This window comes from Moritella dasanensis ArB 0140 (assembly GCF_000276805.1).
Classification (GTDB): domain Bacteria; phylum Pseudomonadota; class Gammaproteobacteria; order Enterobacterales; family Moritellaceae; genus Moritella; species Moritella dasanensis.
This window is the reverse complement of sequence record NZ_AKXQ01000007.1, coordinates 118,981-144,202: the sequence shown is the minus strand read 5'-3', so window position 1 is coordinate 144,202 and position 25,222 is coordinate 118,981. Positions and strand designations below refer to the sequence as shown.

The 25,222-nt window shown below is 41.9% G+C and carries 23 protein-coding genes; 4 read left to right on the top strand and 19 right to left on the bottom strand.

Annotated features, from left to right (window positions below; translation table 11 throughout):
* Positions 1-108 precede the first annotated feature (108 nt).
* From A923_RS0107805 to pomA, 3 genes are all read right to left on the bottom strand, one after another.
* Positions 109-1,740: an ABC transporter substrate-binding protein gene (locus A923_RS0107805; RefSeq protein ID WP_017221110.1), complete on the bottom strand. Its 1,632-nt coding sequence runs from the start codon at positions 1,738-1,740 to the stop codon at positions 109-111.
* Positions 1,741-2,111: 371 nt separating this feature from the next.
* Positions 2,112-3,026, bottom strand: coding sequence for a flagellar motor protein MotB (locus tag A923_RS0107800; protein WP_017221109.1), 915 nt, complete (start codon positions 3,024-3,026; stop codon positions 2,112-2,114).
* 24 nt (positions 3,027-3,050) lie between these two features.
* Entirely contained in the window at positions 3,051-3,815 is a 765-nt protein-coding gene (gene pomA / locus A923_RS0107795) for a flagellar motor protein PomA (protein WP_017221108.1), read from the bottom strand.
* A 184-nt stretch (positions 3,816-3,999) separates the two neighbouring features.
* Here pomA and A923_RS0107790 point away from each other — a divergent pair, with 184 nt between their 5' ends.
* From A923_RS0107790 to dxs, 3 genes are read left to right on the top strand one after another with little or no spacing between them, the layout of a single operon-like run.
* The gene (locus A923_RS0107790) at positions 4,000-4,245 is read left to right on the top strand and encodes an exodeoxyribonuclease VII small subunit (RefSeq protein ID WP_017221107.1); all 246 of its coding nucleotides are present in this window, start codon (positions 4,000-4,002) and stop codon (positions 4,243-4,245) included.
* A 3-nt stretch (positions 4,246-4,248) separates the two neighbouring features.
* Positions 4,249-5,139 carry a (2E,6E)-farnesyl diphosphate synthase gene (gene ispA / locus A923_RS0107785; protein WP_017221106.1) on the top strand — a complete coding sequence of 297 codons (891 nt, stop codon included), beginning with the start codon at positions 4,249-4,251 and terminating at the stop codon, positions 5,137-5,139.
* Positions 5,140-5,173: 34 nt separating this feature from the next.
* Positions 5,174-7,039, top strand: coding sequence for a 1-deoxy-D-xylulose-5-phosphate synthase (gene dxs, locus A923_RS0107780; protein ID WP_017221105.1), 1,866 nt, complete (start codon positions 5,174-5,176; stop codon positions 7,037-7,039).
* 368 nt (positions 7,040-7,407) lie between these two features.
* Here the strand turns inward: dxs and A923_RS0107775 are convergent, their stop codons facing one another.
* From A923_RS0107775 to glyA, 16 genes are all read right to left on the bottom strand, one after another.
* The gene (locus A923_RS0107775) at positions 7,408-8,412 is read right to left on the bottom strand and encodes a peptide ABC transporter ATP-binding protein (protein WP_017221104.1); all 1,005 of its coding nucleotides are present in this window, start codon (positions 8,410-8,412) and stop codon (positions 7,408-7,410) included.
* On the bottom strand, positions 8,409-9,377 hold the full coding sequence (gene dppD / locus A923_RS0107770; RefSeq protein ID WP_017221103.1) for a dipeptide ABC transporter ATP-binding protein: 969 nt from the start codon (positions 9,375-9,377) through the stop codon (positions 8,409-8,411). Before dppD ends, A923_RS0107775 begins: the two co-directional genes overlap by 4 nt.
* Before the next feature lie 11 nt (positions 9,378-9,388).
* Entirely contained in the window at positions 9,389-10,279 is an 891-nt protein-coding gene (gene dppC, locus A923_RS0107765) for a dipeptide ABC transporter permease DppC (RefSeq protein WP_017221102.1), read from the bottom strand.
* A gap of 45 nt (positions 10,280-10,324) precedes the next feature.
* A complete protein-coding gene (locus tag A923_RS0107760; RefSeq protein WP_017221101.1) occupies positions 10,325-11,335 on the bottom strand; it encodes an ABC transporter permease subunit in 1,011 nt (336 codons plus the stop codon).
* Between the two features lie 139 nt (positions 11,336-11,474).
* On the bottom strand, positions 11,475-13,118 hold the full coding sequence (locus A923_RS0107755; RefSeq protein ID WP_017221100.1) for an ABC transporter substrate-binding protein: 1,644 nt from the start codon (positions 13,116-13,118) through the stop codon (positions 11,475-11,477).
* Between the two features lie 652 nt (positions 13,119-13,770).
* Entirely contained in the window at positions 13,771-14,274 is a 504-nt protein-coding gene (locus A923_RS0107750) for a phosphatidylglycerophosphatase A family protein (RefSeq protein ID WP_017221099.1), read from the bottom strand.
* A complete protein-coding gene (thiL, locus tag A923_RS0107745; protein ID WP_017221098.1) occupies positions 14,271-15,320 on the bottom strand; it encodes a thiamine-phosphate kinase in 1,050 nt (349 codons plus the stop codon). Before thiL ends, A923_RS0107750 begins: the two co-directional genes overlap by 4 nt.
* 270 nt (positions 15,321-15,590) lie before the next feature.
* Positions 15,591-16,013, bottom strand: coding sequence for a transcription antitermination factor NusB (gene nusB, locus A923_RS0107740; protein ID WP_017221097.1), 423 nt, complete (start codon positions 16,011-16,013; stop codon positions 15,591-15,593).
* On the bottom strand, positions 16,010-16,495 hold the full coding sequence (gene ribH / locus A923_RS0107735; RefSeq protein WP_017221096.1) for a 6,7-dimethyl-8-ribityllumazine synthase: 486 nt from the start codon (positions 16,493-16,495) through the stop codon (positions 16,010-16,012). The genes nusB and ribH overlap by 4 nt, the downstream gene beginning before the upstream one ends.
* Positions 16,496-16,650: 155 nt before the next feature.
* Entirely contained in the window at positions 16,651-17,760 is a 1,110-nt protein-coding gene (ribBA, locus tag A923_RS0107730) for a bifunctional 3,4-dihydroxy-2-butanone-4-phosphate synthase/GTP cyclohydrolase II (protein ID WP_017221095.1), read from the bottom strand.
* A gap of 48 nt (positions 17,761-17,808) precedes the next feature.
* Positions 17,809-18,474 (bottom strand): riboflavin synthase, encoded by a 666-nt coding sequence (locus A923_RS0107725; RefSeq protein ID WP_017221094.1) that lies wholly within the window; start codon positions 18,472-18,474, stop codon positions 17,809-17,811.
* Positions 18,474-19,862, bottom strand: coding sequence for a bifunctional diaminohydroxyphosphoribosylaminopyrimidine deaminase/5-amino-6-(5-phosphoribosylamino)uracil reductase RibD (gene ribD / locus A923_RS0107720; RefSeq protein ID WP_017221093.1), 1,389 nt, complete (start codon positions 19,860-19,862; stop codon positions 18,474-18,476). The genes A923_RS0107725 and ribD overlap by 1 nt, the downstream gene beginning before the upstream one ends.
* Complete coding sequence (gene nrdR, locus A923_RS0107715; RefSeq protein WP_017221092.1) at positions 19,834-20,283, bottom strand: transcriptional regulator NrdR; 450 nt, start codon at positions 20,281-20,283, stop codon at positions 19,834-19,836. Before nrdR ends, ribD begins: the two co-directional genes overlap by 29 nt.
* Positions 20,284-20,455: 172 nt before the next feature.
* A complete protein-coding gene (locus tag A923_RS0107710; RefSeq protein WP_017221091.1) occupies positions 20,456-21,898 on the bottom strand; it encodes a DUF4124 domain-containing protein in 1,443 nt (480 codons plus the stop codon).
* A gap of 268 nt (positions 21,899-22,166) precedes the next feature.
* The gene (locus tag A923_RS22110) at positions 22,167-22,460 is read right to left on the bottom strand and encodes a hypothetical protein (protein ID WP_017221090.1); all 294 of its coding nucleotides are present in this window, start codon (positions 22,458-22,460) and stop codon (positions 22,167-22,169) included.
* 323 nt (positions 22,461-22,783) lie between these two features.
* Positions 22,784-24,037, bottom strand: coding sequence for a serine hydroxymethyltransferase (glyA, locus tag A923_RS0107700; protein WP_017221089.1), 1,254 nt, complete (start codon positions 24,035-24,037; stop codon positions 22,784-22,786).
* Positions 24,038-24,383: 346 nt separating this feature from the next.
* Between glyA and torD the strand changes: the two genes are divergently transcribed.
* Complete coding sequence (torD, locus tag A923_RS0107695) at positions 24,384-25,037, top strand: molecular chaperone TorD (RefSeq protein ID WP_017221088.1); 654 nt, start codon at positions 24,384-24,386, stop codon at positions 25,035-25,037.
* Positions 25,038-25,222 lie beyond the last annotated feature (185 nt).

Below are 25,222 nucleotides of genomic sequence, written 5' to 3'. Positions count from 1 at the left end.
TCTAACTCAATCTATGACAATTTAAAAATGAAGAAGACCGCATGCGTAATACCGCATGCGGTTGGTATAAATACTATTGATAGATAAAATTAATAGTATGGCAAACGTTTACTCAGCGATGATGTACATATCTTTAGAGTAAAGTTTATCTTCAGCATTGTTTATTGCGTAACCACCCAAGTATGGGCTTACTAAACGCGCTTTAACATACTGATAGATAGGCGCGATTGGCATATCTTTAGTTAACAGCGCTTCTTGAGCATAATAAAGCTCTGTACGTTTTTCTTCAGACGTTGCTTTCACTGCATCTTTTGTTAGCTTGTCGTATTCAGCACTCTTATAGTGGATACCACCCGTTGTGTTGTTGCCTTCCATTAATGAAGTGAATGTCGATGCTTCATTATAATCACCACACCAACCAGCACGAGAGGCTTCAAAATCACCCTGATTTTTGCTTTCTATATAGGTTTTCCACTCTTGGTTTTCGAGTGTTACCGATACACCTAAGTTTTTCTTCCACATAGACGCAATTGCGACTGCAATTTTCTTGTGATTTTCAGAAGTATTATACAACAGGTTGAATTCTAGAGGATTTGACTTGTTATATCCCGCTTCCGCTAACAGCTCTTTCGCTTTTTCATTACGTTCTTTTTGCGTTAGCTTGCCATAGGCAGGTGTTTCAGGGTTAAAACCTGCAACAATTTCAGGCGTTAAGAAGTAAGCTGGTTTCTGGCCTTGACCAAGAATCGCGTTGGCGATGATATTACGATCAATTGAATAAGAGATCGCTTTACGTACACGCACATCATCAAATGGTGGTTTATGTGTATTGAAGTTGTAGTAATAAGTACACAAATCACCTTTAATCGAAACTGATTCAGGGTATTCTTTCTGCAGGCGGCGGAAATGCTCATTCGGGATCTCATAAGTGAAATCAATCTCACCAGATAAGAAGCGATTCATATCTGCGACTTGGTTTTCGATCGGTAAGAAAGTGACTTTATTTAAAACTGTTTTTGCATTATCCCAATATTGTTCATTACGAACTAATTCTAGACGTTCGTTCACAACCCAGTTCTTAACTACAAATGCACCGTTACCAACGAAGTTTTCTGGTTTAGTCCATTTATCGCCGAATTTTTCTACCGTTGCTTTATGTACTGGTTTAACCGTTGTGTGGCCCATCATTTTAACGAAATAAGGGACAGGACTGTCAAGCGTTACTTCAAATGTGTTGGCATCAATCGCTCTAACACCCAACGTAGACTTGTCCTTTTTGCCACCGATGATATCAGAAGCATTCACCATGGTCGTCATATCTAGATACCATGCATAAGGTGAAGCAGTAGCAGGATCAACCGCGCGTTGGAAGCTATATACAAAATCATCCGCCGTTACAGCATCACCATTCGACCATTTCGCATCTTTACGTAGGTAAAAAGTGAATACTTTATTATCTGTAGTTTCCCAACGTTCAGCTACACCCGGTATAGTGACACCATTCGCGTCTTGGTTTACCAGACCTTCAAGTAAATCACGGATTACATGCGATTCTGGAACACCTTGAGTTTTTTGAGGGTCTAACGAGGCAACTTCAGTGCCGTTACCACGAACGAGCTCTTGAATTTTAGCAAGTTTAACGCCGGCAGGAACTTCTGCAGCAGTAGCAGTGAGGGAAGTGGCAGCAAACGCAAGACCTGCGCTTAATAATAATGATTGGGTGATTTTATTTTTTAACATGTACAAACTCCAAGTACGACAATTACATCCATGACCTTTAAATTTGTTTTACATTTCAATTTTTGTTGAATTGAAATATCAAGCAACCCTAAAGGAGTAGTATTTACAGTAACAATTAATTCATTTAATTGCTATATATTCTAAACTATCATCAATCCACAACCGTTAATACCTACAATACGACAATTGTTAAGATTAAGTATCTAAATGTGATGCTAATATACTTAATTGACCCTTATTAGAATACATACTCAACAATCAACCCGTATTAATACTTATGGGTTAATACTACTCGCTGAATCAATAGCCAAAAAAAAGCTCGCAACATGTGTCCATCCACGTTGCGAGCCTCTCTAACCTGTTATTTAACCTTATCTAACTACATCTAACGGCTCTGATAGTTTCGCCTTCCCTTGCATTATGCTGATTTCAACCCGACGGTTACGGCGTAGTTCACTTTTGACATCGGTTAACGGCTGAGTATCTGCCATGCCCTGCACGATCAAGCGGTTTTCAGTGAAATCTTTAACCTTCAGCATTTCATGCGCCACTGACACAGCACGCTGGCTCGACAGATCCCACTTCGAACGATAGAGTTCTGAATGTAGCTGCTCTTTACCCGTATGCCCTGCAATGGTAATTATGCCAGGTATAGTCGCTAATAACTGCGCTACCTTTTGGATCACAGGACGGAAACGTGGTTGTAAAAAAGCTGACCCAGCAGGAAATGAGCCCTTTTCATTAATACGAATAATGATTTGCTGACCGAGATTTTCAACCTCAACGCCACCACTTTCCACTTCTTCTTTTAATGCTTCAGCCAAGGCTTTAACTAATTCACTGGTATCTTCGGTTACTTCTATCTTTTCTGTTGGGGTATTATCACGCGTCGACGTTTCAGGTGACTTACCGCCATTATTGTCTTCTGCAAGTTTATTTTTACCACCCGCATTTTGATCTTCACCATCTTTAAAGTCCAACTCAGCTTCACTGTTATCAATCGTGTGCTGCATGATGGTTTCAATCGGCGTTGGGTCTGGACGGCCAGGACGAAACTCCTGAGCAATAACCGTCGTGCCCTTGGGAATATTCTTTACATCAATCTGATTTTGGACGCCAAACGCAAACTGCATAGAACCCGCAATTTGCTTAAATTTCACCACGTCCATTTCTGAAAATGACAGCAGCAATACAAAGAAGCACATTAACAGGCTCATTAAATCGGCAAATGTTCCCATCCAAGCGGGTAGGCCTGGGGGTGGACAATCACATTCTTCATCTGACATAGGGTTTCTCTCTATTCACGAAAACTAAACCTCTGAATCGCCAATTGCTCGTTTTGATGAATTGAGGTAATTCTTTAATAAACTTTCGATGACCCTGGGGTTTCGACCTTCTTGAATACCTAAAATCGCATCCATAATTAAAGTGTTATTCAACATCTCCTCTTCAGAACGAAGTTTCAATTTACCTGCAATCGGAATGGCAATCATATTGGCAAAAACAGCGCCATATAATGTGGTTAGCAAGGCAACGGCCATCGCAGGGCCAATTGATTTGGGATCATCCATGTTTGATAACATCGCCACCAGACCAATCAAGGTACCAATCATTCCCATTGCTGGCGCAACTTCACCAATCATAGTAAACACATGAATACCGGCTTTATGGCGCGCTGTCGTTAGTTTAATATCTTTTTGTAAAGTTTGACTGACAACCGTAGCATCATGGCCATCGACTAATAAATCGATGCCTTTTTGCATAAATTCATTTTTAACTTCCGCTTCTTCAAGGGCTAAAAAACCACCTTTACGCGCTGCATCCGCCATTTCTACCGCTTGCTCGATTAACTCTTCTGGTTTATCTATTTTGAACATAAACGCTTTAATCGCAATTTTTGCTGCGGCTAAAAATTGGCCAAAGTTAAAATGCATCAATACCACAAACAGTGAGCCGATAAATACAATCAATACCGATTGTGTATCAACAAACGTACTTATATCGCCACCCAATACCATTGCCATTACAACAAAGGCAAACGAGCCGACCAATCCTATTAAAGTTGCTAAATCCACAACATTCCCCATCTCAAGCAAATTATGATCATATTTATAGCGAGTGTATTCATTGAACTATATCGGCAAGCAAGTAAATATCTTAAGTGATCTTGTCTTGCTTATTGCTGTCATCTCACAGTTAAGCTGTATATACCTTATTAATTGGGTATAATACCCGAGTATATTATCAGAGGGACAGACGATGGCGGTAAAAAAACCAGAAAATATGACGTTTGAGGCGTCTATTGCAGAGTTAGAGACAATTGTGAGCAGTCTAGAGCAAGGTGATTGTGAACTTGATAATGCGTTAAAGCAATTTGAACGTGGCATTAGCTTAACACGCGCTAGCTCGCAAAAACTGCAGCATGCTGAACAGCAAGTAGCTATATTACTCGCCAACGGTGACCAGCAAACACTTGCTCCCTTCAATTCTGACAGTAGTAATTAAATAGTGCAGCTTTCAAATTCAATCGCCTTATACCAAGGCCGTATCAATGATTATTTGCAGCAGCAAATAAACTTGTTACCAGTACATGATACTCAGCTTGCCCCGGCGATGGAATATGGTCTATTACAAGGTGGAAAACGTATTCGCCCCGTGATCGTATATGCCGTTGGTGAAATGCTTGGTGTTAATCTTCGCGATCTTGATGGTCCTGCTGCTGCAATCGAATCAATTCATGCGTATTCATTAATTCATGATGATTTACCCGCAATGGACGATGATGATTTACGCCGTGGCCAACCGACTTGCCACATTAAATTTGATCATGCGACGGCGATCTTAGCCGGTGATGCCCTACAACCTTTTGCTTTTGAAATGTTACTCGATTGTGCATTGGCGCCAGCAGCAGAAAAAAATCGTTTAGCCATGTTAAAATCACTGACACAAGCCAGTGGCTATCGCGGCATGTGTGGTGGTCAAGCCATGGATTTAGCCGCAACCGGTAAACAGATATCACTGACTCAACTTGAAGCTATTCATAATAATAAAACCGGTGCATTAATTAATTGTGCAGCAAAGCTCGGTGTGCTCGCATCACCACATCGCTCGGTTGAGTTATTAGCGGCATTGGATAAATGGTCTAACGCTATCGGTTTAGCATTCCAAGTGCAAGATGACATTTTGGATATAATCAGCGATACTGCAACGCTGGGTAAACCGCAAGGTTCGGATATCGAATTAAATAAATCAACTTATCCAGCATTACTCGGTTTAGCTGGGGCGCAAGAAAAAGCCCAAGCACTGTATCAACAAGCGATGTTCGCCTTAGAAACAATTCCGCATGATACGACCACTCTCGCATTATTTACGCAGTACATCATCGAGCGAAATAAATAACCGATTCTAACAAAGTATAAAAATTATAAAAATTATGAGCTTAGATATTTCGAACTACCCTACATTAGCATTGGCAGACATTCCTGAAGAGTTGCGTCAACTACCCGCAGATCGTCTCGATGACTTGTGTGATGAACTGCGTAGCTATTTATTACAATCGGTAGGTAAAAGTGGCGGTCACTTTGCTTCTGGTTTAGGCGTTGTTGAATTAACGGTTGCCCTGCATTATGTCTACAATACCCCACACGACAAATTATTATGGGACGTAGGTCATCAAGCTTACCCACACAAAATTTTAACGGGTCGTCGTGATCGCATGTCTACTATTCGCCAAAAAGGCGGATTACACCCGTTCCCTTGGCGGGATGAAAGTGAATATGATCATCTGAATGTAGGTCACTCATCTACATCCATCAGTGCGGCACTCGGTCTCGCGGTTGCTGCAGATCAAGAAGGTAAAAACCGTAAGACTGTGGCTATTATTGGCGATGGTGCGATTACTGGCGGCATGGCGTTTGAAGCATTAAACCATGCAGGTCATATCAACAAAGACGTACTGGTTATTTTAAATGATAACGATATGTCGATTTCAGAAAATGTTGGCGCAGTAAATAAACATTTAGCCAAATTATTATCTGGTGATATTTACTCTAGTTTTCGTGAGAACGGTAAAAAAGTACTCTCTGGTATCCCACCAATTAAGGAGCTTGCGCGTCGCGCTGAAGAGCACTTAAAAGGCATGGTCGTACCAAGCACATTATTCGAAGAATTCGGCTTTAACTATATCGGTCCTATTGACGGTCATGATGTGAATGGTTTAGTTGAAACATTGCGTAATATGCGCAGTCTAAAAGGGCCGCAGTTCTTACACGTGGTAACGAAGAAAGGCAAAGGCTATGCACCAGCTGAACAAGATCAGCTGGGTTATCATGCCGTACCTAAATTCAACCCTGAAGAAGATACATTACCTGTTGCAGCACCGTCTAAACCAACCTTTTCCAAGATCTTTGGTAACTGGTTATGTGATGTCGCAGCAACAGATGACAAGCTAGCAGCAGTGACACCTGCGATGGGCGCGGGCTCGGGTATGATCAAGTTCTCTGAGACTTACCCACAACAATATTTTGATGTGGCGATTGCCGAACAGCACTGTGTGACGTTTGCTGCGGGTCTGGCTATTGGTGGTCATAAACCAGTTGTGGCAATCTACTCAACGTTCTTACAACGCGGTTACGATCAACTTATTCACGATGTAGCCATTCAAGATCTACCGGTATTATTTGCTATTGACCGTGCAGGTCTCGTTGGTGCAGATGGTCAAACGCATCAAGGTGCGTTTGATATTAGCTTTATGCGTTGTATCCCGAAAATGGTGATCATGACGCCAAGTGACGAAAATGAATGTCGTCAAATGCTGCATACCGGTTACCAGTATAATGGTCCTGCTGCAGTACGTTATCCACGTGGTAGCGGTACTGGCATTGATGTTGAACAGGCATTTACTGAATTTGAAATTGGTAAAGGTATTGTTCGTCGTCAAGGTGAAAAAGTGGCGATCTTATGTTTCGGTACCTTAATGCATAACGCGATACCTGCAGCTGAGCGCTTAAATGCGACGGTTGTTGATATGCGCTTTGCTAAGCCTCTAGATGAAGCGTTATTAGTGGCAATGGCCAAAAGCCATGATATCTTAGTCACGATTGAAGATGGCGCGATCATGGGTGGCGCTGGTTCAGGGGTGAATGAGTACTTGATGGCGAATAAGTTAATGACTCCGACATTAAACTTAGGTCTGCCAGATACGTTTATTCATCAAGGTACTCAAGATGAAATCTATGCTGAATTAGGCTTAGATGATAGCGGTATTGAAGCCAGTATTAAGGCGTTTGTGGCGCTGTAATCTTCGTCATTACAAATGCTAGCTAATAAAAAGGCTCTACTCGATTCACATCAAGTAGAGCCTTTTTCGTTTCGCCTTTCGCCAAATTATACCAATTCCGAAAACTAAGTGATCAAAATGATATTACTCCTGCAAACCGCTCAAGACATCCCTGTTCGCTTAGACAAGGCCATCCATGGCCATGTATGTTTGCGATAGCAATAGCATTTTTCTGTACCGTTATTTATAGGCATTGGTATTAGTTAAAAACGCTCTACACGCTGTAAATCCATCCCTGGAAGCTTGGGGCTGGCATCCATGCCAGCAACAGTAGGCTTATTTTAACTAATCCAGCTTGTACGTTTACTGTTTACCCGCTTATCTAAAAGTTAAATACGTTGTTCTTCAACCGCATGACAAGCAATTAACGATTTACCATATGTAACTAATGTCGGTTGCTCAACATTGCAACGTTCATTAGCAAACTGACAGCGCGCGTGGAAAGCACAGCCTTTTGGCGGATCAAGTGGTGATGGTAATTCCCCCACCAGCTTAATACGTTTACGACGGTGTGCAGGGTTTAACTGCGGGGTACTTGATAACAAAGCTTGGGTATAAGGATGACGTGGATTAGCAAACAACTCTTCTTTAGTCGTATGCTCAACAACGCGGCCCAGATACATCACAATCACGTCATTAGCGATGTGTTCAACCACAGATAAATCATGTGAGATAAACACATAGCTTAAATTCAGCTCGTCTTGCAGATCCATCATCAAGTTTAATACTTGCGCTTGTACCGATACATCCAGTGCTGACACAGGTTCATCTGCAACAACCACACTTGGATCTAACATCAAGCCACGGGCAATAGCGATACGCTGACGTTGGCCACCCGAAAACATGTGCGGGTAACGGTCGTAATGCTCCGTCTTCAAGCCTACTTTCGCCATGATCGCTAATGATTTTTCTTTACGCTGCGCTTTAGTTAACTTGGTATTAATTTCTAATGGTTCTTCTAAAATTTGTCCCACTTTTTTACGTGGGTTTAGCGAACCATACGGGTTTTGAAATACGATCTGGATCTTCTGACGCAATACTTTGAATGTGTCTTTATCCATTCTCAATAAATCTTGACCTTGGAAATCAATTTCGCCATTTGTTGGCGTTTCAATCATCGTCAGCAAACGCCCTAGCGTTGACTTACCACAACCTGACTCGCCTACAATCGCTAACGTCTTACCTGCGTCTAACGTAAATGATACGCCATCAAGCGCTTTAACAGTTGCGCTTGGCTTACGGAAACCTTGCTCAACTTGGTAATGTTTTTTCAGATCAACCGCTTTTAATAATGGTTGTTGCTCTGTAGTATTTATATTTACAACTTCACTCATGCTGCAGGTCTCCCTTCGATAGTTAACGGCGTATGACATTTAACCTGACCTAATGGGCTTTCATGTGCGCCTGGCTCTTCGGTGCGACACTTATCGATTGCATACGGGCAACGAGGATTAAGCAGGCAACCAACAGGACGGTCATATGCACCAGGAACCACACCAGGTAAGGCCGCAAGGCGTGATTTACCGATGGCCGATTCTGGCGATGAGGCTAGCAGTGCTTGAGTGTACGGGTGCTTAGGATGCTTAAATACTTCCTCTGCGATCCCTGTTTCCACAATTTGACCGGCGTACATCACCACAACACGATCAGCCACTTCAGCAACCAAGGCTAGATCATGAGTAATAAGGATCAAGCCCATGTTATTTTTCTTCTGCAGGTCAACCAGCAGGTCAATAATCTGCGCTTGAATAGTTACATCCAATGCGGTTGTTGGTTCATCAGCAATTAATAGTTTCGGATCACAGGCCAATGCCATGGCAATCATCACACGTTGGCTCATACCGCCAGACAGTTGATGTGGATAGACATTCAAACGACTTTCCGGCGCAGGAATACCGACTAAATCCAATAATTCAATCGCCCGTACTTTACGTGCTGATTTACTACCGCCTTGGTGTACTTTCAATGTTTCCATGATCTGATAACCCACCGTGAAACACGGATTCAAACTGGTCATCGCGTCTTGGAATATCATCGAAATATCAGCACCCGTCAATTGACGTCGTCGCTTTTCAGGCATAGTTAACAGGTCTTGACCTTCATACAACAAACTATCTGCAGTAACGATTCCCGGATGGTCAATTAAGCCCATGATAGACATAGAGCTTACTGATTTACCTGAACCAGATTCGCCAACAATACCGAGGATCTCGCCTTTATCAACACTATAACTAATGTTATCAACCGCTCTGAAGCCGCTGAATGTGACTGATAAGTTTTTAATTTCTAACAGTGACATAAACCAACCTCTTATTGTTTCAATTTAGGATCAAGTGCATCACGCAAACCATCACCCATTAAGTTAAATGCTAATACGGTTAACAAGATTGTCACGCCAGGGAAGGTAACAACCCACCATGCGCTTTGTACATATTGACGTGCGTCCGCTAGCATGGTGCCCCACTCAGCTGTTGGCGCTTGAGCACCTAAACCAAGGAAACCCAGTGCCGCCATATCTAGAATTGCATTGGAGAAACCCAATGTTGCTTGTACGATCAGCGGTGCTAAACAGTTTGGTAAGACCGCATTGAACATGATGCGCAGTGGACCAGCACCAGCAATACGCGAAGCGATGACATAGTCTTTGCTCATTTCTGTCATTGTTGATGCGCGGGTTAAGCGCACATAATGTGGAATCGATACCACGGCAATCGAAATCGATGCATTCACAATGCTAGGTCCCATAATAGCCACAATCGCAATCGCTAATAATAGGCTTGGCATCGCGAGCATGATGTCAACTAAACGCATTATCACGGTTTCAATACGACCACGATAATAACCAGCAACCAGACCTAATAAGATGCCGATACCCAGTGATAAGGTCACCACTAACATACCGACAAACAGCGATAAACGCGCGCCGTGAATCAAACGCGATAAAATATCACGACCAACCGCATCGGTACCCAACAGATAACCGCCAGTCCATGATGGTGGCTGTAATAGCGCATCACGGAACTGTTCAATCGGTGAATAAGGGGCAATTAAATCTGCAAACACAGCAACAAAAATCATCATTGCGATATAAACCAGACCCACAACGGCGCCTTTATTGGTACTAAAATATTTCCAAAATTCTTGTAATGGTGTTAACGGTCGCAGTTCAATCACTGGCGCGTTATTTGAAACTTCACTCATAATCTATTCCTTGTACCTTATACCCTGTATCCAGCATCCGGTATTCTATTTCGCGTGACGAATACGTGGATTAACCACACCGTAGATAATGTCTACCAGTAAGTTAACTAAGATAATTAATGTGGCGATAATTAAAATACCACCCTGCACTACTGGGTAATCACGGCGGCCAATGGATTCAATTAACCATTTGCCAATACCCGGCCAAGCAAAGATTGTTTCGGTTAAGATGGCGCCGGATAATAGGATACCGACCTGCAGACCAATTACCGTGATCACTGGAATTAAGGCATTCCGCAATGCATGGATAACAATGACACGCCAAGGCGCTAGGCCTTTCGCACGTGCAGTACGGATATAATCTTCACCCAACACTTCTAACATTGAAGAACGCGTCATACGGGCGATAACAGCCAGTGGAATGGTACCTAATACAATAGACGGTAGAATGAGGTGATGAATAGCAGAGCCAAACGCGCCCACTTCATCTGATAATAACGAATCAATCAGCATGAAACCGGTGACGTGATCGATCCACAGTGACACATCAATACGCCCAGAAACCGGCGTCCAGCCCAGATTCACTGAGAATACCAACATCAACAGTAATGCCCACCAGAAGATCGGCATTGAATAACCCGTCAGTGACACACCCATAACGGTATGATCAAATATCGAACCACGTTTTACTGCAGCAATAATACCGGCGGGTAAGCCAATACAAATAGCAAATAGCGCGGCTAAAAAGGCCAGCTCAACGGTCGCAGGGAATAACTCGAAGAACTCCTCTACAACTGGTTTTTTGGTTACCAGAGAGTTACCTAGATCGCCTTGCAGGATACCACCTACATAAGAAAAATATTGCTTCCAGATTGGCTGATCTAAACCGAGTTCAGCGGATAGGATAGCGTGACGTTCTGGTGAGATACCACGTTCACCCGCCATGATCTCAATCGGGTCACCGGGGATCATATGGATGAGCGTAAAGGTGAGTAAGGTAATACCGAAGAATGTCGGGATCACAGTACCTAGTCGCTTTAAAATAAATTGGAACATAGAAAACTCTGCGGGTATTTAAAGGGTTATGGTAAAGATAACGCGAGCCATGAGGGTCTCGCGTTATCTTATTTTCGTTATTTAAACGAGATACTTTCTAAGCTAGCGCTATGCTTACTGTTCTAAGCTAACGCTATACTTATTTTTCTAAGCTAACGCTGTAGAAGTTGTGACCACCAAGTGGATCAATCACGTAACCTTTAACTTCTTTACGCACAGGTTCAAATACAACCGAGTGTGCAATCGTTGCCCACGGCGCTTGTTGTTTGAATATCACTTGTGCTTTTTCGTACAAGTCAGTTCTTACCGCTTGGTCTGCCGTTGTTTTTGCTTCTTTAACCAGTGCATCAAATTCAGCATTACACCACATAGAACGGTTAGCACCGCCAACAGCATCACAACCCAGTAATACCGCTAGGAAGTTATCTGGGTCACCATTATCACCAGTCCAACCCAGTAGGATTGTTTCATGCTCGCCTTTCGACGCACGTTTTAGGTACTCGCCCCATTCAAACGTCACAATCTTCGCTTTAACACCAACTTTAGCCCAATCAGACTGCATGATCTCAGCCATACGACGTGCGTTCGGGTTATATGGACGTTGTACTGGCATTGCCCAAATATTAGTTTCAAAACCATCTGGATAGCCTGCTTCAGCAAGTAATGCTTTCGCTTTAACTAAGTTGAATTCGTAATCTTTAATATCAGTATTATAAGACCACATTGTTGGTGGAATTGGGTTTGTTGCCGCTTTACCAGAACCATTGAATACAGCATCAATGATCGCAGGCTTGTTCACAGCCATATTTAACGCTTGGCGTACACGTACATCATCAAATGGTTTTTTGTTGACGTTAAACGCAAGGTAACCAATGTTCAGACCTTCTTGAGAAAGTAGGTTAATGTTTTTATCTTCTTCCATCATTTTACGATCTGATGGATTTGGGAATGCCATGACCTGGCATTCATTGTTTTGCAGTTTAGCAAAACGTACCGATGCATCTGGTGTGATAGAAAATATCAAACGGTCGATAGCAGGAGCGCCATCCCAATAGTCCGCGTTACCCGCATAACGGATAAGTGAATCTTTTTGGTATTGTTGTAGCGCAAATGGACCCGTACCTGAAGGCATTACGTCAAGTTGTGCTGCCATGCCTTTTTCAAGGAATACTTTCGCTTGTTCTGCTGACATGATTGATGCAAAGTCCATCGCTAAGTTAGCAATGAAAGGCGCTTCAGGTTGATTAAGCACGAACTGAACTGTGTACTCATCTACCTTGTTAATTTCTTTGATTAATGAGCCCATGCTCATTGCGTTGTAGTACTCGTATGAACCACCCGATACTTTATGGTAAGGGTTTTCGGCATTACCTTGGCGGTCAAATGAGAAGATAACGTCATCAGCATTGAATGAACGAGTCGGGGTAAAGTCTTTCGTCGTATGGAATGGTACGTCATGACGAAGTTTGAATGTGTAAACCAGACCGTCTTCAGATACATCCCAGCTTTCTGCTAGTGCAGGAATAACTTCTGTTGTACCTAGCTTAAATTCAACCAGACGGTTAAAGATAGTTTTTGATGATGCATCAAACGTTGTGCCAGTGGTAAACAGTCCAGGGTTGAAACCTTCTGGGCTTGCTTCTGAACAATATACAAAAGAAACAGGTTTTTTAGCTGCTACTGAAGATGAATCTTTCGCTGCTTTATCGTCTGAACAACCACTTAAACCTAACGTGATAATACTGGCGATAGATAGCGATAACGCGACTTTCCCTTTATTCATGCCTTACTCCATTATGCGATGTTGATAACGTTAACAGCAGATACTAGACTAGATTTGAGTTAACGCCATTTTTGCAGATACATTGTCCGCGAATTGTAGTTTTCATACAGAAATTACGTTTTTAGCACAGTGATGTAAACCTCTGACAAAGTAATAACTAATAACAACACCACGCAATTGCTCCCTAAAATAGTCAGATCAGCTGCCTGAGAAATTAAAAATAACAGATATGACAATAGATTAAAGTTATGCTGCAAAGATAAAATATAGTTTAGCTCGGCTAACATTACGAATAACTCATATAATTCAAAGGACTAATAGATAACAAAAAGGAATAACGATAAAAACCAGGAGGATGGAATCAGAATAGATGACTAAATGTGATTAAACTCACGAATTTTGTAAAATTGATAATATCACTGACTATTGACGAAAATTAAACCAGTGTAATTTATCGATTTAGACTAATAACACAGTCAAATAAATGGTTATAGCATTTAGGGGGGGGGTTAATTGATATTTTATAAAAATAAGCACTGTTTTAATAAAGATTATCCAATCAGTGTTTTACATGCCGCTCGACCTATTTAAATAGATTAAACGGCAACTAGTGTTTAACTAATCCAGTGTTTAACACCAGGAAATTTTAGTTTTACAACACTATATATGCAACAAGCTGAACACCAACTAAAGCGAATCCCCCCGCCAGTACATCATCAATCATAATGCCAAAACCGCCGTGAGTATTTCTATCTAACCAACCAATCGGACCCGGTTTCACAATATCAAAAAAGCGAAACAGTGCAAAACCAAGCAGCACCCACATCCAGCCTTGTGGTGCGGCAATCATGGTAATACCGTAACCGGCAAATTCATCCCAGACGATAGCGCCGTGATCGTGTACGCCCATGGCCTTACTCGCACTGGCGCAAATATACACACCAATAACCGATGCGAACGCAACAATGGCGATGTATTGCCATAAGCCGAGCTCGAGTACACTGGTCATTAACAGATACAAGGGAATAGCTGCAATCGTGCCCATGGTGCCAGGCGCTTTAGGAAACAAACCACTGCCAAAACCAACCGCAGCCAGATGCATTGGATTGGCGTAATTTAATTTTTGTAGTGCTGGCGATAAAAAATCTTTATTCATTGGAAATGATCCCATCCTTGCAAAGCTAATGACGTTAATTGTTTATCGTTAAAATAGTGAATTTGTTGAGTTTCTGTTTTCTCAGTTTGTTCGACATTAACTATCTCACCAATATGGCTATAAGGTAAACCTTGTTCAGCCATTATGGTTTCCAGCTGTGCTTGATTCTCAGCTGATACGGTGAAGAGTAATTCATAATCATCGCCACCAGCAAGGGCATACTGCGGCCATAATGCTTTACTGACATAAGATTGCAAAGCTGTTGATATCGGCAGCGCAGAGAGCTCAATATTGGCGGACAGTGCAACACCACTCACGCGACTAGAAACGTTAAGTATATGCTTTAAATCTGATGCTAAGCCGTCAGAGAGATCGATACAGCTGCTGGCAATACCAATCAGCGCTTGCCCTGTTGCTATACGTGCAGTCGGGCGTTGATGGCGAGCGATTAGAAAATCTTTGTCAGCATCCGCTAGAGATTCTTCATCAATGTTTTCAGTAAGCTTTTCAGTGGTCTTTTTATCCGCATCGATTAATAGTTTTAATCCCGCGGCGGCATCACCAATCGTGCCACTGCAATAAATTAAATCACCGGCTTGTGCACCGCATCTACGCAACGCTTTACCCTGTTCAACAAAACCTTGTAAGGTCAGCGTTAATGTCATCTGACCTTTAGTGGTATCACCGCCAATAAGACTGACACCATAGCGATGTAATTGCTGATGCAAGCTATCACTGAATGCACTTAGCCAGCCGCTATCATAGTTTGGTAAGGTTAACGCTAATGAAGCCCAAGCAGGTTGCCCGCCCATTGCGGCAATATCACTGATGTTTACAGCCACTAACTTATGGGCGACATCAACCGGATCTGCATCAGCAAGAAAATGCACGCCAATAACCATGGTATCTGTCGTCACAACTAATTGCTTACCTGCAGGCACAGACAAAATGGCACAGTCATCACCAATGCCTGCAATAACGTCATCTCGTGACACCAATTTATGCGTGAAATATTGCCCAATTAAATCAAATTCACCTGTTGCCATAGTTATCTTACTTTCCATTATCGGTGTTAAATTAATAACACTATTATACTGTTGTTTATGCCAATGCCTATAAACTACTATCTATAAATAACTGTGCAGAGAAATGTTATTGCTATCGCAAACATACATGACCATGGATGGCCTTGTCTAAGCGCACAGGGATGTCTTGAGCGGTTTGCAGGAGCAATATCATTTAGAGCGCTTAATTTTAGGCATAAAAAAAGCCAGCAACCAGTGCTAGCTTTTTTTGCATTGAAGAAAATAATTAAATTATTTTTTCAAACGTAATTGCAATTTACTTACAATTTTATCTAATACGCCGTTAACGAATTTATGGCTGTCTTCAGCGCCAAAATCTTTCGCTAATTCGATAGATTCATTGATCACAACTTTATAAGGTACATCTTGACGCTTAGTTAGCTCAAAAGTAGAAAGACGTAAAATCGCTTTCTCAACCAAGTCTAAATCGCCGATTGGACGAGATAGGAATGGTGACATTAACTCATCAAGTTCTACAGAATTTAAGCTTACACCTAATACTAACTCACGAAAGTAAGTTGCATCTGTGTCGCTAAAATCTTGTTCTGTTACAAATTGGTGTTCGATATTTGCAACAGTTTCTTTTGTCATTTGCCATTGATAAATTGCTTGTGTGGCAAACTGACGTGCCTTACTACGTTCCGAAGGTTTCATTTTTTCTCCAATGATACATCTAATTGATGCAAAACATTCACCATTTCAAGTGCACTTAGAGCAGCCTCCGACCCTTTATTACCAGCCTTGGTACCAGCACGCTCAATTGCTTGCTCAATAGTGTCAGTCGTTAGAACACCAAATGCAACAGGTACATCGTAGTCCATTGAAACTTGAGCAAGACCTTTATTACATTCGCCAGCTACGAATTCAAAATGTGGTGTACCACCACGAATTACCGTACCTAAAGCAATAATCGCATCAAACTGTTTTGTTGCAGCAACACGCTTAGCGATAAGCGGTAATTCAACAGCGCCAGGTACGCGAACAACAGTGATGTTGTCATCGCTAACTTGACCAAAACGTTTTAGTGAATCGATAGCACCGGCTAACAAGCTTTCATTAATGAAGCTGTTAAAACGAGAAATAACAATTGCAATTTTTGCTTCTGGAGCAGGAACATTCCCTTCGATAATTTTCATGTGTACAAATCCTATATCACGGCGCGTAATTTTACGGCCAATTTAAATTATTGTGAATCGGCTGACGAAAGGGCTCGGATTGTACCAAGCTTTCGTCAGCAAGCAAACTTATTCTACGACTATCGCTAAAACTTATTTAGAGATAGTGCGAAAACTTATTTAGAGATGTATTCGACCACTTCTAAGCCAAAGCCAGACAGTGAATGGTAACGTTTGTCTGAGCTTAATAGCTTCATTTTAGACACGCCCATATCCGCTAAAATTTGCGAACCAACACCAACGCGGCGCGATGTGCCCTGCCATTTTGCTTTTGGCTGTGCTTCGCCTTTATCTTCTTGCGCAAACTGTTTTACTTTTTCAATGATATCGTTAGAGTCTTCTTCATTGCCCAAAATAACCATTACGCCACCATCAGTGCCGATACGCGCCATGGCATCATCCAGTGACCATGAGATCTTACTTGCACGGTCTGTATGCAGAATATCTGTCATGGTATTTTGTACATGCACACGCACTAATGTTGGCTGCTCGGCAACAACATCACCTTTACGTAATGCATAGTGTACTTGGTTATCAATGGTATCGCGGTAAGTTACTAAATCAAAATCACCGTGTTCTGTCGGTAATTTACATTCAGCAACGCGCTCAATTGTGGTTTCATTACTGTTACGGTATTCAATTAAATCAGCCACTGTGCCTAATTTAAGACCGTGCTTTTCAGCAAAGATTTCAAGATCAGGACGACGCGCCATTTCACCGTCATCTTTTAAGATTTCAACAATCACACCCGCTGGTTCACAGCCCGCTAGACGTGCAAGATCACAACCCGCTTCAGTATGACCTGCGCGTGTTAATACACCGCCGTCTTGCGCTGCAAGTGGGAAAATGTGGCCAGGCATCACAATATCTGCCGGTTTAGCATCGCCAGCAACCGCTGATAATACCGTCACCGCGCGATCTGTTGCCGAAATACCGGTCGTCACGCCTTCAGCCGCTTCAATAGAAACAGTGAAGTTAGTTGAGAATTGCGCCGTATTGTCTTGAACCATCAAAGGCAGTTGCAGTTTTGCTACGCGCGCTTTGGTTAACGTTAGACAAATTAAACCGCGACCGTGGGTCGCCATAAAGTTAATCGCTTCTGGCGTTACTTTGTCAGCAGCCATGATCAGATCACCTTCGTTCTCGCGATCTTCATCATCCATCAAGATAACCATTTTACCTAGGCGGATGTCTTCAATAATATCTTCAATACGACTTAGTGCCATGTTCATAGCCCCTTAATAACAATTAAAAACTGAACGTGAATAGATGTTTTACTTTAAAAATCCGTTACTCGCAAGAAAATCCATGGTAATACCTTGTTCAGGCGTGCTTGATTCAGCCGCTTTATCACCTAGCATGATCCGTTCTAAATAACGGGCAATAACATCTACTTCTAAATTAACTTTACGACCGACGACATAACTTTCTATCGTTGTTTCTAACGCGGTATGCGGTACGATCGTTAATTTGAATTTAGCGCCGTCAATCTCATTAATAGTTAAACTAATACCATCAATGGTAATTGAACCTTTTTCGGCAATATAACGGGCTAATTCATTCGGTGCTTGTAACCAATACTCAGTCGCACGACCAAGTTTAGCTATCTTAATAATCTCGGCAACGCCATCGACATGACCACTGACTAAGTGACCACCAAGCCGTGTGCTTAAGGTTAACGCTTTTTCTAAGTTTACCTTATCACCAATTTTGTAATGCGCAAAACCAGAGCGCTTAATCGTCTCTAATGACACATCTGCGCGGTAACCATTGCTTAGTAATTCAACAACCGTCAGGCATACCCCATTAGTCGCGATACTATCACCGAGTTTTACATCGCTTAAATCAAGTTTACCACTGTCGACAGTGATACTCACATCAGCCCCTTTTGGGGTTAAACCGGTGAGCGTACCCACGGTTTCAATAATTCCTGTAAACATTAGTATTCCGGTTTTGCTGTGATACGAAGATCGTCACCGACCTGCGTGATATCGGTAAAGCTAAATTGTGGCACTTGCGCCATGTCAGTTAGCTCGCTTAATACTGCTAGTCCTCTGGCACTATCACCCATGAGCTTAGGCGCCAGATAAATAATTATCTCATCCACCAGCTTATTTTCAAGTAACGCACCTGCTAGCGTTGCGCCTGCTTCTACCCACAGGTCATTAATATCCTGCTGAGCTAGCGTCTTCATTAACTGGTTTAGATCTATGTTATGGTGACTATCTCGGCCAATTTCAATTCGCGAGACTGATTCATCCATCATTATCGTTGCTGACGCTGGATCATGAGCTACGCCATTAACGTTATTTGCGATGCCATCAACATTATTTTCGATAGCATCAACACCATCTTCAGTGCCGTTAATTAACAGTATCTTCCCGGGCTGAGCAAATAACTTTAATGCGCTAGCGGATGATGCACTATGCGTATCGAGTCGACGATGGTTATCCAGTACCACTCGAATCGGCTGACGTACTTGAGATTGGTTTGATTGCGTTAAGGGCTGCTTTGATTTAGCGAAGGGATTCTCTAACGGATAGTCTGCTTGACTCGCCCCTAATTCGCTATAACGTACATTAAGTGATGCATCATCCATCATCACTGTACTAGCCGTTGATAAGATGGCATTGGCTTGAGCACGGTAAACTTGCACATCACTGCGCGCAGCAGGACCTGTGATCCATTTGCTTTCACCGTTTTTTAATGCCGTGCGTCCATCAAGACTTGCTGCCATTTTTAGACGTACAAAAGGACGTTGTTCACGCATACGCAAAATAAAGCCTGGATTGAGAGCATGGGCTTGATCTGATAACAAACCGATACGCACTTTAATGCCGGCAGCGATTAAAATAGCAATGCCATTACCTGCGACTTTTGGGTTCGGATCTACCATGGCGATCACAACTTCACTCACCTGCGCCTTAACCAAAGCGGCGGCGCATGGCGGCGTACGACCATAATGACTACAAGGCTCTAGAGTCACATAACAAGTCGCACCCTGAACCTCGCTATCTGCAGCACTAGCAGCAGCGTTTAAAGCATGCACTTCGGCATGCGGCTCACCGGCTCGTAAATGAAAACCTTCACCGAGGATTTGTCCTGCTTTAACAAGCACACAGCCAACATTGGGATTAGGCGCCGTGGTAAAACGGCCTTGTTGTGCAAGTGCGATCGCACGTTGCATATACTGAACGTCAGTATCAGTGAACTGACTTGTTGAGGTGAGTGTTGCCACTAGTTGATCTAACTCGGTGCGTGATTTTTTTGGCATAGTCAATGAGGACTCAGATATCGGATTATTTGTCGAGTTTGGCGATTTCTTCATTAAATTCTTTTACATCTTCAAAAGAACGATAAACCGAAGCAAAACGCACATAAGCGACTTTATCGAGTTTTTTTAATACGTCCATAACCAGTTCACCCAGAAAACTTGATTCGACTTCACGTTCACCCGTGGCTCTTAAACTTGATTTGATCTGATTAATACCAAGTTCAATCTGCTCGGCGGCAACAGGACGTTTTTCTAACGCACGATAAATGCCATTAACCAATTTATCTTCGTTAAAAGGTTCACGCTTATCATCTGTTTTAATGATACGAGGCATAACTAATTCGGCAGTTTCAAAGGTAGTAAAACGTTCATGACATTTCGCACACTCACGGCGGCGACGCACCTGATGGCCTTCAGCCACAAGACGAGAATCGATAACTTTAGTTTCAGTCGCAGAACAAAATGGACAGAACATAAACAATCCTATTGAATAATATTATTGTGAGTCTATCGTTAAACAGCAGGCGGGTACAGAAAAGTGCAGATAATTAAGTGGAATTAATAAATAAGTTAACAAATTGTTGAATAATCAGTCGGTTTTTAACGCTTATTTTAAGCACTAAAAACCGACGACATTTGCTTCGCGTTTATTCCGCGTTACGATTTACTTCGTTTACAAACTGACTTGATGCGTCGATACCTTGGATATCAAGTTGGTTTATACCCGTTCCCAATAACGGTAAACGCGCCTGCTGATTGTAGCTTAATCGACTTAGCATTAACGCTGAGTTAACTTGCTTTGCAGATGGTGCTTTCGCTTTGTTTGATTGACTGCTGTTGCTAATTTCATTTTCAATCGCTTTAATTTCATCTGCACCCTGTATTAACTCTTTATTCTTCACCGTCGTAGTACGACGACTGTTGCCGTTAATATCAGCGTTAGAGTGAGAGCTAGAGTTAACTAATGTCGCAACTGGGGTGTTATCCGCTTCGCTATTATCCGTGGCTAAATGTGCTCGGAATAGCTTTTTATTTATTTCGGCTAAGAATTTATTCTGAACTTGCTCAGGTGTCGCTCGCAACGGTTTACCAGTCGCGGCGCTACTTGCAACGACTAATTCATTTGAGGTCGCGAGGTTTTGGCTGGCCAGCTTTTGACTCACTAGGTCCATTGGTTCATCAATCTCTTGTGCTTCTTGTTTACGGTTTAATTTTCTTTTAATTCCCGCTAAGAAAGCGTTCCTAGGTTTTGCCTTGCTCTTACGGGTAACCTTCGCTATCGAACGAGATTCTACGACTGGTTTTAATACTGTCGGTGTTAATACGGCAGCTTGCGTTTTAGCTATCACGACAGGTTCAATGTGTGAAGAAGGCTGGCTTAATTTCACGCTATGTTGACGCTTTAGCTTATTTTGAATGCCCGCTAAGAATTTATTTGCTGATTTACGCGGTTGCTTTGCTTCGACATTGGCAATAACATTTAAATCTGGACCTGAGGTAGACGCAAACGGCGTAGGCTGAATCACGTCATTACTTTTGTTATCGGCATTGCCGTAAACACGTTTGTGAATACCAGCCATAAAGCTATTCTTAGCAAATTTTCGTTTCGTTTCGACACTGTTTATTTGAGTGCCAGCAACAAGCGCTAACTGTTCTTTGATAATCTTCTCTTTGAAAATCTGCTCTTTAAGTACTTGTTGTTTCGCAACCAGTGCTGCATGTTGCTCAGATTGTTGACGGGCGAGTTGTTGCTCAATTAACACCAACTGAGGATCACGGCGCGTGAGTACCTTTTCAATTTGACGTTCAACGTTAGCATTTGCAACGATATCATCCAGACCATCTAGTAAGTTATCTCGTTTTTTGGTTGAAGCTAAATCGTTTACGACATCATTTATATCCGCTTGTTTGCGACTCGCTCGACTTTGCGCAGCATTTTTTTCCACTATTTGACGTGGAAACTGACTATAATGCATCGCACCATCAGCATCGCGCCAACTATAGATTTGTGCAAATGTTGAATAGCTCATTGAGCCACATACTAACGCTAGTAATAAACGTTTATTGTTACTTTTTGAATTCAGCATCATCCTTTATACCTCACCCTATCCATTGCTTAGACTTGAGCATTCCATCTCAAGTGTTTATTTATTTATCTATTCATTTACTTCAAAAGGAATTTATTGACCTAACAATCTATCTCTAACGACTTAATAGAAAAACAGAAAAGCATGTTGCAATTATGTTAACACCCATAAATAGTATTTGAAACTAGTTGATTAGATTTAACCCCCATTGACTTCACAGTTAAGATGAAAACAGATCTTACGCTATGAGCTGTACTTTATGATCAGAACTTTATGAGCAGTGAAAGATAAGCGTATTGTATATGCGGTTAGCATCAGAGTAACGATTAGTTAGTTCTGCATGTTTACCATATTGACCACAATGCTCCTTCGCCATATCAACTATTTCTATCGTTGCAAACTGACCAATTTGATATTCATAAGAAGCACCATTTTCGGTTTTAGTTAATACGTCAACTGAGCTACAGCCAGTGACCACAACAGCAAATGTGACAATGCACATCCTTTTACATATTTGCTGTAGACTTGTTTTCGGGATTATTTTCAATCGTAATTTATTCATCATATTTCCCATCCTTGGTCTATAAAATTGGCTTGATAGCCGTTCGGTGGACTAACATGCAATAGCAGCAGATCATATGATCCTGAGACAATAAAAAAGCATGGAAATAGCATGATTTTGAGTATTAGCAGGAATGAGATAGGGTAGTACAATTTATTTTTAGACATAAAAAAACCGTAAATGACCAACTTAAACGTTTATTTAAGTTAAGTAGCATTTACGGTTAACAAATTATCAGTTTTTACAAACCTGGAGGTTTAGAAACTGACTATTTATATATAAACTATTGGATACGGTTATTTATAAATAGCTTATTTGTATACTGCTTATTTATAAACAGGATAGTCAGCACATAGCGCTTGTACATTCGCACGTACAGTTGCAGCTACATCTTCATTACCGATGTTATCTAATACGTCACACATCCAACCTGCAAGTTCACCGGCTTTATCAGCTGGGATACCACGGCGAGCTAGTGCTGGCGTACCGATACGTAGACCAGATGTAACAAATGGTGAACGTGGATCGTTAGGTACTGAGTTTTTGTTTACTGTGATGTGTGCATTACCCAAGGCAGCATCTGCTTCTTTACCTGAGTATTCTTTACCAATTAGATCAACTAAGAACAAATGGTTTTCAGTTCCATCAGAAACAATTTTGAAACCACGTTGTTGTAATACTGCAACCATGCTTTTCGCAGTATCAAGTACATTTTGTTGGTAAACAGCGAATTCTGGTTCCATCGCTTCTTTAAATGCAACCGCTTTAGCAGCGATAACGTGCATTAAAGGACCACCTTGACCACCAGGGAAGATTGCTGAGTTTAGTTTTTTCTCAAGCGCTTCGTCTGCTTGTGCAAGGATAAGGCCACCACGTGGACCGCCTAATGTTTTATGCGTCGTAGTTGTTACAACATGAGCATGTTTTATTGGGTTTGGATATAAACCAGCTGCAATTAAACCAGCAACGTGAGCCATATCAACAAACAGGTAAGCACCTACTTTATCAGCAATTTCACGAAATTTAGCCCAATCAACAACACCAGAATATGCAGAGAAACCCGCAACAATCATTTTTGGTTGATGTTCAACAGCCAGAGCTTCGATTTCAGCGTAATCTAATGCGCCAGTTTCAGGGTTAATGCCGTACTGAACTGCGTTGTAAATCTTACCAGAGAAGCTTACACTTGAACCATGTGTTAAGTGACCACCATGAGCAAGACTCATACCTAGTACAGTATCACCTGGCTTAACTAATGCCATGTAAACAGCAGCATTGGCTTGTGAACCCGAGTGTGGTTGTACGTTTGCGTAATCAGCACCAAACAATTGTTTAGCACGTTCGATTGCTAAAGACTCAGCAATATCAACATACTCACAACCGCCATAATAACGTTTGCCAGGGTAACCTTCTGCATACTTGTTAGTAAGCTGAGAGCCTTGAGCTTCCATTACGCGTGGGCTTGTATAGTTCTCTGAAGCAATAAGCTCGATGTGGTCTTCCTGACGAGTTACTTCTTGTGTCATTGCTGCCCATAATTCTGCATCATAGTCAGCTATATTCATATCACGTGTAAACATCCGTTTTCTCCTGATTGAGATTATACAAGTTGGTCAGTTAACTTAACGCCTAGTTAATAAATGCAACACCAAGTTAATAAATGCAACATATGGCTGGTAAACTTAACATCTAATTAGTAGTTTTAACATTATACTAGTAAACCTAAAATTTAGCTAGCAACGCCAAACTGGAGCACATTGTAACGTGAATGTTGCCGACTTCCTACTAGAATGCCTTGAGAAAATTTCAATTTTGCGTGAATACACTGCATTTTAGATTAACTTTGATCAAAACTGACTCCCCGGTTAATTTAATTCCGCTATAATGCAGCCAAATAACAGTACTCAACCCTATTTGGAGAAGACAATGGATGAACTAACGCAATTATGCCAGACCCGCTCAGAGATCTACTGGTGGCTTTCAACAACATTAGCAACAGAGTTATCTGATGAACAACTGGGTAAATACCAGTCTGCTGAGATCCAAGGTTTCTTACAAGGGTTAGCAGCAACACCAGCGTTAACGGCTCCCGTTGAGAAATTAGTAAGTTCACTGGCTGCAGCAAACCTACGTAACGATGCACGTTTAGAACTATGTGCCGATTACGCTCAAATATTTTTAGGTAACAGTAAATCATCGGCGCCACCGTATGAGTCGGTATTCACCAGCGAAAATGGTCACTTGATGCAAGAAGCGTATCAACAGATGACAGCGCTATTAGAACAGCACAACATCAATATCAGTGATAAATACAGTGAACCTGCGGATCATATTGCGATCCAGTTAGACTTCATGGGTAACTTGATCTTAAAAACATTAGATTCAGAATCAGAAGAACAGATCCGCGCTAATTTCGCACTGCAGCACGATTTCTTGCAAACGCACTTACTTAACTGGTTAGGTGATTTTGAAATGAAAGTGAAAGACTGTGATAAATTTGGCTTTTATGCGGCGGTAGTTGAACTGTTATTAGCATTCGCGCAGCTAGATTCAGATTGGTTAGAGACTGAATTAGACTAGTCGTAAGATTAAGAGCAGAGCGACCCCACCCTAGCCCTCCCCTTAAGAAAAGGGAGGGAACTAAAACAGCGCCAAGCCAATGCAATTTCAGCACTCAATTGACAATGAAGTCTTGTCTTTGCCCTGCTCCTCCCCTACTTTCTGTAATAAAAAGTTAGGGGGAGGTTGGGAGGGGGTCTCTCTTA